Genomic DNA, 12,944 nt, shown 5'->3' with positions numbered 1-12,944 from the left:
GGTGGTCCAATGGGTGAACGAAATTGCGACCTATTCTGTCAGAAAATTCGCAATTTCGTTCGGATCCATCCTCAAGCCTTGCCGGACTCTTCCTCAAGACGGTCCATTTCAAACAGACGGGCCAATTCTGCACGGGACTCCTGGGCCGACTGCATCACCTTGGCCGCGTCGTCGTACACCGCGTGCTGGGCGGTCAACAGTTGCAGGTCATGGTGTTTGAAGCGGTTGATCCGCGCATCGGCCTGGGTTTCGCTCAGTCCCAGGCCGACCAGGGTGCGGCGGCTCATTTCCAGGCTGGAATAGAAGGTTTCGCGCACCGGTGACGCGTCCAGGTCCACCAGGCGATGCACGTGCTGGCGGTTACGGGCACGGGCGATGATCTTCATGTGCGGGTAGAGGTTGCGCACCAGTTCAGCGGTCTTGATATTGATTTCGGGATCATCCATGGCGATCACGAAGTACTCGGCCTGGTCGACCTTCGCCGCATGCAGGATCTCTGGCCGCTGCGGATCACCGTAGAACACCGGCATGCCGCCGAAACTGCGGGTCAGCTCGATGGTTTCCACCGAAGTGTCGAGGGCGATAAACGAAATGTTTTGCGCCCGTAGGATCCGTGCCACGATCTGCCCCATACGGCCCATGCCGGCGATCACCACCCGAGGCGCATCGCTCTCGATGGCGCGGTACTCTTCTGGCACTTCCACCGGCTTGGCCTTGGGCCTGAACAGTTTCGGGCACAGCAACAGCAGCAGGGGCGTGAGGGCCATGGACAGGGTGATGGTCAGCACCAGCACGTCGTACAGGTGCGGGGCGAACAGGCCCTGGTCGCGGCCGATCTTGAACACCACGAAGGCAAACTCACCACCGGCCGCCAGCACCACACCCAGGCGTACTGCGCTCTCGCGGTTCAGTTCGCCGACCATCTGCCCGACCGCGTACAGCAGCGGCAACTTGATAGCGATCAGCAGCAGGGTCAGCCCCAGCACCACAAAGGGTGTGCTGAACAACAGGCCGATATTGGCGCCCATGCCCACACTGATAAAGAACAAGCCCAGCAGCAGGCCCTTGAACGGTTCGATCTGCGATTCCAGTTCGTGGCGGTATTCCGAGTCGGCCAGCAGCAGGCCGGCGAGGAACGCGCCGAGGGCCATGGACACCCCCACCAGCTCCATCAGCCAGGCGGTGCCGATCACCACCAGCAGCGCGGTGGCGGTAGACACTTCGCGCAGGCCGGTCTTGGCGACGATACGAAACACCGGGCGCAGCAGGTAGCGGCCGCCGATGATCACCACGGCGATGCTGCCCAATACCTGCAAACCGTGGTTCAGGTCCTGGGCGGCGGTGGTGGTGTGGTCGCTGCCGGCCAGCAGCGGCACCATGGCGATCAGCGGGATTGCCGCGATGTCCTGGAACAGCAGGATCGCAAAGGCCAGGCGCCCGTGGGGGCTGTTCAGTTCCTTGCGTTCGGCCAGGCTTTGCAGGCCGAAGGCGGTGGAGGACAACGCCAGGCCCAAGCCCAGCACAATGGCGCTGTTCCACGACTGGCCAAAGGCCCAGAGTGCCACTGCGCCCATCACCATGGCGGTCAACAGCACTTGCGCCAGACCCACGCCAAACACCGCCTTGCGCATCACCCACAGGCGTTTGGGCGACAGCTCCAGGCCGATGATGAACAGCAACAACACCACCCCCAGCTCGGAGAACTGCGCGACGCTTTGCGGGTTGCCTATCAGCCCCAATACCGAGGGGCCGATAATCACGCCGGCGAACAGATAGCCCAGCACCGCCCCCAGTTTCAGGTGCTTGGCCAGGGGCACGGTGAGCACCGCGGCCAACAGGAACACCACGGCCGCTTGTAACAGGTTGCCTTCATGGGGCATCGCTTACTCCAGGATCTTTGAGGCGAATCGACAGGGCGCTATTAGAGCGCGCTTTTACGCAGTTGAATCTGAATTTTTGCCGAGCTCCGGCGCTTCACTCCAGCGCCTGTTGAATGTCGTGCAAATCCTACAGGGCACTTACGAAAGTATTAATACCATTTATTTCAATGACTTTAACGCGCGTCAGCTACGGTTCTGACAACAGGATTGTTGTCATCACGGTCAGGTAATTCGCTTTTGATGCGTGTTGGATCTGTTACATGGGGCTTCTACGCATTCACGGACGAAAGGCTTGGACCACGAAGGAGTGACCCGTGGAAAGAAGACTTGTTGCTGGCGCTAAAACTCGTGTTTCTCCTCTCTCTCTTGCGATTCGTCTCGGTGTGCTCGGGCTGGTGGTTGGCCTGGTGAGCCCCGAGGTGTTGGCGGCGTGTACGACGGTGGGTGTCACGGTGACGTGTACCGGGGCGCCAAGCCTGCCCCTGACGCCAGCGAACAGTTTTGCCAGTTCGGCCAATGACCTGCAGGTCACTGTCCAGGCCGCAACGCGGATGAATAGCTTAGTGGGCACGGTATTGAGCCTGACCGGCAGCGGTGTATCGCTGACCAACCTGGGCGTGATTGATCCGGCTTTCCTGTTGTCCCTGAGCGTCTTGACCAGTGGTGTGGTGATTGGCAACTCCTCAACCTCAGGCAATGTGTCAGTGACCAACAGCGGCACGATCAAGGGCACTATTCCCCTGGTGGATGTGGCCTCGTTGCTGGGCGGCGCGGCGCTGAGTATTACCAATGGTGCAGGCTTCACCACCACCCTCAACAACAGCGGCATCATCGGCGCCTCCAGCATTGGTGTATCCGTGTTGCAACCTGACGAGGCAACTGTCGTGGTGGTGCAGGGGGGCTCCCAGGTCAATATGACCAACAGTGGCACCGTCACGGGTCGGATCGGCTTTGAGGCGTCAGGTGTCGCCGGTGGGGTGGGCAACTCGTTTATCAATGCCGGCACGCTCAACGGTGGGGTTTCCCTGGGTGCCGGGCGCGGTGGCAATACATTTACCGCGGTTACCGGGTCTGCGGTGAATGCCGGTACCGGGATCAGCCTGGGTGGGCTGGTCAACATCAACCTGTCGTTCGCGCCCACCGGCAAAGTCGACGGCGGTGTGGGCGGGACCAACAACACCCTGATCCTCGATAACCAGTTGGCTGGGGTGAACGCCGCAATCCAGACGGGCACCGCATCCAGCGGCCAATACATCAACTTCAACAACCTGGTGATCAATGGCGGGACCTGGACCCTGCTAGGGGCACTGGTCAATGGCTCGACTGCGCTCAATGGCGGCATCGTGCAGTTCGACAATAACGCCACGTTTGGCAGCGGCTTACTGAGCGTCAATGGCGGGACCCTGGCGGCGAGCGCCGGTAACTTGAGCCTGGCCAATGATGTGGTGATCGGCGCCAGTGGGCTGGCGGTACAGGGCGTCAACGGCTTTACCTTCGGTGGCAACCTCAGCGGTACGGGGGCCTTGAGCAAGACCGGTACGGCTGACTTGACCCTCAGTGGCACCAACACCTACGGCGGCGGTACCACATTGAGCGGCGGCCGCCTGTTGCTTGGCTCGGGCAGTGCCTTGGGCACCGGCACGCTGACGGCGGCGGGCAGTACTTCGCTGGTCAGCAACAGCCAGATCACCCTCAATAACGCCGTGACCCTGGGTGGCGCGGTGAGCCTGCTGGCGGACGGGATCAGCCACCTGACCCTGAACGGCCAGATCGGCGGCACTGGCAGCCTGGTCAAGACCGGCGCGGCCAACCTCATCCTCAACAATACCAATGCCTACAGCGGTGGCACCCAGTTGAACGCTGGCACCCTGGTGGTCGGAGCAACGGGCGCGCTGGGTACCGGTGCGTTGAACGCCGCCGCAGGCACCGCACTGGATGCCAATGCCGCAGCAACCCTGAGCAACCAAGTCAGCCTTGCAGGCGCGGTCACGGTAGGCGGCAGCGCAGACCTGACGCTCGCCGGGCCGGTTATCGGAGCAGGCAGCCTGATCAAAAATGGCATCGCCAACCTGAGTCTCACTGGCGCCAACAATTTCCTCGGCGGTCTGACCCTTAATGCCGGGACGCTGACGGCGGGCAGCAGTTCTGCACTGGGACTGGGTAACTTGACCGTGGCGGGCGCCGCGAAACTGGACAACAGTACAGCGGTTGCCCTGGGCAACAACATCGTCCTCAACGCCGGCCTGACTGTGGCGGGTAGCAACGCCCTGACCCTGGGTGGCGTACTCAGCGGCGCCGGTCCACTGATCAAAGAGGGCGTGACCAATCTCACCCTCAATGGGGTCAACACTTACCAGGCGGGCACTGTGCTCAATGCCGGTAGCCTGACCCTGGGCAATGCCGCGGCCCTGGGCGGCGGTGCGTTGACTGTCGACGGCCCGGCGAGCCTGGAGAACAGCGGGGTGTTCACCCTGGGTAACAACATCACCCTCAATGCCGACCTTGCCCTGGCCGGCACCCAAAATCTGACCCTGGGCGGCGTAATCAGTGGCGCCGGCGGCCTGGTCAAAAATGGTACGGCCGACCTGACTCTGACCGGCACCAACACCTTTACTGGCGCCTTGAACATCCAGGGTGGCAGCGTGTTCGCCAGCAGCGCCGCTGCCCTTGGGGCCAACTCCGGGCTGACCATCGGCGCCGGCGCCAGTCTCAACCTGGCAGGCAATGGTGTACTCGGCGGCTTGAGTGGTGCGGGTGTTGTCGATGTGGGCTTGAACAACAGCTTGACCGTAGGCGGCGCCAACACCAACACCACGTTCAGCGGCAGCCTCACTGGTAGCGGCGACCTGATCAAAGTGGGCAGCGGCGAACTCGACCTGATCGGGGTCAACAGCCTTAGCGGTAACATCCAGGTCAATGCCGGCATCTTGAAGGTGAGCAATACCCTGGCAAGTGCCATCGTCGATGTGAATGCCGGGGCGACCCTGACCGGCGGCGGTTCGTTGCTGGGTACGCTGAATATCAACAGCGGCGGCCATCTGGCCTTGAACAGCGCGGATACGCTGTCTGCTGCTTCGCTGGTGGTAGGCAGCGGCGCCAGCCTGGATGTGAGTCTCGGCGCGCCGTCCCTGACGCCACTCCTCGATATCGGCGGCAATGTGAGCCTGGATGGCAACCTGAATGTGAGCAATGGCGGAGCCTTTGGCGCGGGTATCTATCGGTTGATCAACTACACCGGCAGCCTGGCCGGGCAGGGCTTGACGGTGACCGGTGTGCCGCTGGGCTTCAACCTCGGCGACGTGCTGGTGGATGTCACCACGGCCAACCAGGTGAATGTAGTGGTGTCGGTGGCCAATATGCTGTTCTGGGACGGTAGCCAGATCACCGGTAATGGCACGGTCGAGGGTGGCAATGGCACCTGGAGCGTCGGCGGCAGTAACTGGACAGTCATCGGCGGCACGCCCAACTCGGCCTGGGCCGGCGGGTTTGCGGTGTTCACCGGCGCGGCGGGCACGGTCACTGTGGACGGTACGCAGCAGTTCACCGGGCTGCAATTTGCCAGCGACGGCTACAACGTCGTGGGCGGTACGGCGGGGCAACTGACGGCGATCGGCAGTACGACAATCCGGGTTGATCCGACACTCACCGCGACCCTGGGCGTCAATATCGACGGTAGCGGCACCCTGGCCAAGGTCGACAGCGGCACTCTGGTGCTCAATGGCAACAACAGCTACACCGGCGGCACTTCCCTCGACGGTGGGGCAGTGGTGGTCGGCAGCGATACCGCGCTGGGTAGCGGCCTGTTGAGCGCGGCCGCAGGCACCGCACTTTCCAGCAATAAAACCGTGACCCTGGGCAACGATGTGGTCCTGGCTGGCAACCTTAGCGTCGCCGGCAGCAATGCCCTGGCCTTGAATGGCGTGATCAGTGGCGTAGGCGGCCTGCTCAAAAATGGTACGTCGCAGCTCACGTTGGGCGGTGTGAACACCTACCTCGGGCCCACCGCGCTGAACACCGGTGGCCTGATCCTGGCGAACAACGGCGCCTTGGGTGGCGGTGCGCTGATTGCGGCAAACGGTACAAGCCTGGATAGCAGCACCGCCGTCAGTGTCGGCAATGCTATTAACCTGGCGGGCAACCTGGCCATTGGCGGTAGCGCTGACCTGACCCTGGGCGGCCTGGTCAGCGGTACGGGTGCGTTGATCAAAAATGGCGGGGCTAACCTGACCCTCAATGGCCTCAATAATTACCAGGGCGGCCTGACCCTCAACGCGGGCACACTGACCCTGGGCAACGCTGCGGCACTGGGCACGGGCGGCCTGATCGTGGCGGGCAATTCGACCCTGGCCAACAGCACACCGCTGGTCCTGGCCAACGACCTGACGGTCAACGCCGGCTTGAGCGTGGGTGGCAGCAACAACCTGACGTTGGCCGGGGTGGTGGCGGGCAATGGCAGCCTGATCAAGACCGGTACTTCGGACCTGGCATTGTCGGGAAACAACACCTTCAGCGGTCTGCTGGATATCCAGGCGGGCAGTCTGACCACCCTGGGCGCAGGTGCGCTGGGTAACAACAGCGGGATCAATCTGGCGTCCGGCACTACCTTCAACCTGGGCAGTTCCGCCAGCCTGGCCAACCTCACAGGGGCGGGCACAGCGGTGGTCGGCCTGGGCAATACCTTGAGCCTGGGTGCCAATAACGCAAACAACACCTTTGGCGGCATTCTTGCCGGCCTGGGCACTGTCGAAAAACTTGGCAGCGGTACTCTAACCCTGTCCGGGATCAGCGCGCTGACAGGCAACACCCAGGTCAGCGCGGGCACCTTGAACGTCAATGGCCAACTGGCCAGTGCCGGCGTCAATGTGAACAGCAGCGCGACCCTTGGCGGCTCGGGCACCTTGCTGGGCGCGGTGAACATCGCCGACGGTGGCCACCTGGTGGTGAACTCCGGCAGCACCCTGACCACCGGCTCGCTGGTGCTGGGGGCCAATGCCAACCTCGATGCCGGCCTCGGCGCACCCTCCAGCGGCGGCACCGAGTTGCTCAAAGTGCTGGGCAACCTGACCCTGGACGGCACTCTCAACATCAGTGATATCGGCGGATTTGGCGCCGGGCTCTATCGCCTGATCGACTACACCGGCGTGTTGACCAACAACGGCCTGCAACTGGGCAGCCTGCCCGGTGGCGTCCTGCCGGGCAGCCTCGACCTGCAAACCGCTATTGGCAACCAGATCAACCTGCTGGTCACTGGCAGCACCAATGTGCAGTTCTGGGACGGCAGCCAACTGGTGGGCAACGGTACCATCGAAGGCGGCAACGGCACCTGGAGCGCGGCGGCCAACAACTGGACCGGGATCAACGGCAGCCTCAACCAGGGCTGGGCACCCAATAGCCTGGCGGTGTTCCAGGGTGCGGCCGGCACGGTCACGGTTGATGGCGCGCAGGCGATCACGGGCCTGCAATTTGTCACCGACGGCTACAACCTAGTGGGGGGGACGGCAGGGGGGCTGACGCTGTTCAATGGCGCCGGCGGCAACACGGCAGTGCGGGTTGATCCTACTGTCACCGCAACCCTGGATGTGAACCTCAATGGCGGCGGCACTCTGGCCAAGCTCGACACCGGCACCCTGGTGCTCAATGGCAGCAACGCCTACACGGGCGGTACGGCGCTCAACGGCGGCACCTTGATCGTCGGCAATAACAACGCCCTGGGCACGGGCCTGTTAACCAGCGCCAATGGCACCACCCTGGACAGCAACACAGCCGTGGTGCTGACCAATGGTGTGGACCTCAATGGTAGCCTGACCATCGGCGGTAGCAATGCCCTGACCCTGGCGGGCAGCGCGAACGGTGCCGGTAGCCTGATCAAAAGCGGCATCGGCAACCTGACCCTCGCCGGCAGCAACGGCTATGTCGGCGGTACCCAACTCAATGCGGGCAGCCTGACCGTCGGAACGGACAGCTCCCTGGGCTCTGGCACCTTGCTGGTCAACAGCCCGGCGACCCTCGATAGCAGCACGAATGTGACGCTGAACAATGCCGTGACCCTCAATGGCGCGCTGACAGTGGCCGGCAGCAATGGCCTGACATTGGCCGGGATAGTCGACGGCGCCGCGCAGTTGATCAAGAACGGTGGCGCCAACCTGAGCCTCAATGGCGCCAACAACTACGGCGGCGGTACATTGCTCAACGCCGGTACGCTTACCCTCGGCAGTAGCACTGCACTGGGCAGCGGCAACTTGAGCGTAGGCGGTGTGGCCACCCTGGATAACAGTGCACCACTGGTGCTGGCCAATGCCATCGACCTCAATGCCGACCTGACAGTCGCCGGCAGCCACGACCTGACCCTGTCCGGCATCTTGGCCGGCAACGCTGCGCTGATCAAAAATGGCACGGCGAGCCTGACCCTCAGTGGCAACAACCTGTTAAACGGGCCGTTGAATGTGCTGGGCGGTACGCTGACCACGGTCGGCGCCGGCGCCTTGGGCAACACTTCCGGGGTTACGGTGGGTAGCGGTGCAACCCTTAACCTGGGCGGTAGCGCCACGCTCAACACTCTGGCCGGCAATGGTGCGCTGCAAGTGGCGGTGGGCAATACGCTGACCGTCGGCGGTAATAACACCTTCGGCGGCAGCCTGGGCGGCAGCGGTGCCCTGGATAAAATTGGCACCGGCACCCTCGACCTGACTGGCAATAGCAGCCTGAGCGGTGCGACCAGCGTCACGGGCGGCACGCTCAACGTGGCCGGCAGCCTGGCCAGCGGCAGCGTGACGGTCAACAACGGTGCGACCCTGACCGGTGGTGGCACCTTGGCGGGTGCGGTGACGGTGGCCGATGGCGGCCATCTGGGCCTGAGCAGCGGCAGTGCGCTGACGCTGGGCTCGCTGGTGCTGGGAGGCAATGCCAACCTGGATGTGGGCCTTGGCGTACCGGTAGTCGGTGGCGGCAGCGGGCTGCTGAATGTCGGCGGCGACCTGACTCTGGACGGCAACCTCAATGTCAGCGACCTCGGTGGTTTTGGCACGGGCGTCTATAACCTCATCAACTACAGCGGGGCCCTGACCAATAATGGCCTGACCCTCGGTACCCTCCCATCCAGCGTGATCGCCGATGACCTGCAACTGCAAACCGCGGTCAACAACAAGGTCAACCTGGTGGTGATCGCGCCCAACACCAGCGTGCAATTCTGGGACGGTGGCCAGTTGATCGGCAACGGCGCTATCGAAGGCGGCAACGGCACCTGGGGCAGTGGCACCAATTGGGCGAATGTCGACGGTAGTCTCAACCAGAACTGGAGCGACAAGTTTGCGGTGTTCCAGGGCGCGGCAGGCACGGTCACGGTGGACGGCAGCCAAAGCCTGACGGGCATGCAATTTGTCAGTGACGGTTACAACCTGGTGGCCGGTACCGCCGGCCAGTTGAATCTGGTCAATGGCGGCACTGGCAACACCGCAGTGCGGGTCGACCCCAACGTCACCGCGACCCTCGGTGTAACCCTCAATGGCAGCGGTACCCTGGCCAAACTGGACAGCGGCACCCTGGTACTCAACGCCGCTAATGCCTACACCGGTGGCACCGCCCTTAATGGCGGCACGCTGGTGGTGGGCAACAACAGTGCCCTGGGGACGGGTCTATTGACCGCCGCCAACGGCACCACCCTGGCCAGCAACACGGCTGTGACCCTGGGCAACAACGCGCTGCTCAACGGCGTGATGACCGTGGGCGGGGCCAACGGCCTGACGCTGGATGGGGTGGTCAGTGGCAATGGCAGCCTGGTCAAAACCGGGGCATCCAGCCTGACCCTCAATGGCGTCAACACCTACATCGGCGGCACCAGCCTTAACGCCGGGCAGTTGATTCTTGGCAACAACGCTGCGCTGGGCAATGGTGCCCTGAGCGTAGGCGGCGCTGCACAGTTGGATGGCAGCAGCGCCCTGCAACTGGCCAATGCCATTACCCTGGGGGGGCAGTTGACGCTATTGGGCAGCAATGACTTGACCTTGAGTGGCGCGCTCAGCGGTACCGGTGCCCTGGTGAAAAGCGGTAATGGTGTGCTGTTGCTTACCGGCACCAACACCTATGGTGGCGGGACAATTCTCAATGGCGGCAGCACCACGGGCAGCACCAGCAGCCTGCAAGGGGCGATTGCCAACAACGCGGCGCTGACCTTCGAGCAAAATGCCGATGGCACCTACACCGGCAACCTTACAGGCAGCGGCTCGCTGACCAAGACCGGCACTGGCGATCTGTTGCTGAGCGGCAACAACAGCTTCACCGGCAGTACTAACGTCACGGCCGGCGGCCTGGTGGTCAACGGCACCTTGAACAGTGCTGCCGTGCAAGTCGCCAACGGCGCCTCGCTGGGTGGCAGTGGGCAACTGGCGGGAGCGGTGAACATGGCTGACGGTTCGACACTCACTGCCGGGGCTGCGACGCCGCTGTCGGTGGGAGCCCTGGCATTGTCTGCGGGGACGCGGTTGGACTTCGCCCTCGGCGCACCGGGCTCATCGACCACGGTGGTCAACGTGGCCGGCAACCTGACCCTGGATGGCACCCTCAATGTCAGCGACGCCGGCGGGTTTGGCGTCGGCGTCTACCAACTGTTCCGCTACGGCGGCAGCCTGACCGACAACGGCTTGCTGTTGGGCACATTGCCAACCGGGATTGTGCCGGGCGCACTGAGCCTGCAAACCTCGCTGGCCAACCAGCTCAACCTGTTGGTGCAAACCACGCCTGGGCAGATCCAGTTCTGGAACGGCGGCACCACCAGCCCTGACGGCACGGTGCATGGCGGCAGCGGCACCTGGGGCCCTGGCACCAACTGGACCGATCCTACCGGCACCCAGGGCCAGGCCTCGAACAACCAGTTCGCCGTGTTTGGCGGGCAGGGCGGGACCGTGACCGTGGCGGGTAACCAGAGCTTCACCGGCCTGCAAGTGCTGGACAGCGGCTACTCCCTGGTCGCTGGCACCGGTGGCAGCCTCAGCCCCACCAATGCCGCAGATGGCAGCCTGGCGGCGATACGCATCAATGCCGGGGTGACCACAGAAATCTCGGCGCCCCTGGTGGGTAGCGCAGGGATCAATAAAGTCGACGCAGGTACCTTGTTGCTGACCGGCAGTAACACCTACAGCGGCGGGACCATTGTCAGCGGCGGGACGTTGGCGGGGAACACCACGAGCCTGCAAGGGGCAATCACCAACAACGCGAACCTGATGTTCCAGCAAGACAGCAATGGCCAGTTCAACGGCACGCTGACCGGCACCGGCACGCTGGTCAAGCAGGGCAGCGGCAGCCTGCTGCTGACCGGCAACCAGCCCTTCAGCGGTGCAGTGGCCGTCAACCAGGGGCTGCTGCAAGTGGGCAATGCCAGCAACCCGGGGACCGTGCTGGGCGGCCAGGTGACCGTCGCCAATGGCGCAGGCCTGAGTGGCAATGGCAGCGTCGGCTCGCTGGTCAACCACGGCGTGGTCACTCCCGACAGTGGCAAGCTCAGTGTTGCCGGCAACTTCACCAATGCTGTCGACGGCACCCTTAACCTGGTGATTACGCCATCGGTGGCCGGCTCCTTGGCGGTCGGCGGTAGTGCGAACCTGGCGGGCAGCCTGAATGTGGTCAACCTGGTGCCTTACACCGGGCCCACCACCTACACCCTGTTGACGGCAGCCGGCGGCGTGACCGGCACCTTTAGCAACACCAACCTGGAGAACCTGGCGTTCCTCGATACGGCCCTCAACTACAGCCCGAACCAGGTGGCGCTGGCTGTGAGCCGCAACACCACCAGCTTCGCCAGCGTGGCGGCCACCGGCAACCAGCGGGCGGTTGCCACGGCATTGGGCAGCGGTGTGGCAGTGGGCGGCAGTGCGATACAAAATGCCTTGCTGACCGGCAATGCAGCCAGCGCGCGGGCGGCCTTCGACAGCCTGTCGGGGGAGATCCATGCCAGCACCGCCAGCGCCATGCTTGAAGACTCGCGCTACGTGCGTGACGCGGTCAACGAGCGCATGCGTCAACCGGGTTGCTACCGCCAGGACGATCCGCGGAACAGTCTGGCACCCAGCGAAAACCGCCTGAGCAGCGCCGGTTGCCACGGCGAAATGGTTGGCTGGATGCGCGTCCTCGGTACCTGGGGCCACCTGGGCGGCGACAGCGATACCGCGCGCCTGGATCGCAACCTCAGCGGCTTCCTGTTGGGCACTGACAAGCAACTGGACGACGCCTGGCGTGCCGGTATCGCTGCTGGTTATACCCGTAGCGACCTGGACGCCAAGCGCCGTAACTCCAGTGCCGATGTCGACAGCTACCACCTGATGGCCTACACCGCGTACCAGCAAGAGGCTTTCGCTGCGCGCATGGGTGTGGGCTACACCTGGCACGACATCGAAAGCAAACGTGACGTGGCAGTGGGCACCGAGGGCCAACGCCTGAAAGCCGACTACAAGGCGCGCAGTGCGCAAGTGTTCGGTGAAGTCGGTTACACCATTGAGGCTGGCGGCCTGGCCGTGGAACCGTTCGCAGGCCTGGCCTACGTCAACTACGACAGCGACACCCTCAAGGAAAAAGGCGGTTCGGCCGCGCTCAAAGGTGATGCCGACCAGGACATCACGTTCTCCACCCTTGGCGTGCGCCTGGGTAAAACCATCAGCCTGGGCAACGGTTCGAGCATCACCCCACGGGGCAGCATCGGCTGGCGCCATGCCTTGGGTGACAGCAAGCCGGATGCAGACCTGAGCTTTATCAACGGTGGCGCATCCTTCAGCACCCAAGGCGTGCCGATTGCCAAGGACAGCGCGGTAGTGGAAGCGGGCGTGGATTACCAGATCAGCCCTAACGGCAAACTGGGACTGGGTTACTCGGGCCAGTTGTCACGCAATGACAAGGACCATGCGATGACCATCAGTTTCTCCCTCGGCTTCTGATCAAGGCTGAGTTCTTCAAGCCGCCCGTGAGGGCGGTTTTTTTGTGGATCAGGGCACACGGGGTATATGAGCGCTGTGCGAATCCCTTGTGGGGGCTCGACAGCTTCCACATTGGATTTCGCAATCTTGTTACCATCCTCCTCCG

2 protein-coding genes are annotated in these 12,944 nt (G+C 63.3%); one reads left to right on the top strand and one right to left on the bottom strand.

Annotated elements, in window-relative coordinates:
• Window positions 1-71: 71 nt before the first annotated feature.
• Complete coding sequence (locus tag FJD34_RS10570) at window positions 72-1,880, bottom strand: monovalent cation:proton antiporter-2 (CPA2) family protein (protein WP_032861096.1); 1,809 nt, start codon at window positions 1,878-1,880, stop codon at window positions 72-74.
• A gap of 314 nt (window positions 1,881-2,194) precedes the next feature.
• Here FJD34_RS10570 and FJD34_RS10565 point away from each other — a divergent pair, with 314 nt between their 5' ends.
• Window positions 2,195-12,799, top strand: a complete 10,605-nt coding sequence (locus FJD34_RS10565; protein ID WP_090290833.1) for an autotransporter-associated beta strand repeat-containing protein — start codon at window positions 2,195-2,197, stop codon at window positions 12,797-12,799.
• Window positions 12,800-12,944 lie beyond the last annotated feature (145 nt).

Source organism: Pseudomonas brenneri, from assembly GCF_007858285.1.
GTDB lineage: Bacteria > Pseudomonadota > Gammaproteobacteria > Pseudomonadales > Pseudomonadaceae > Aquipseudomonas > Aquipseudomonas brenneri.
Note: the sequence above shows the minus strand (reverse complement) of the source record. Positions and strands in the feature narration are given on the sequence as shown.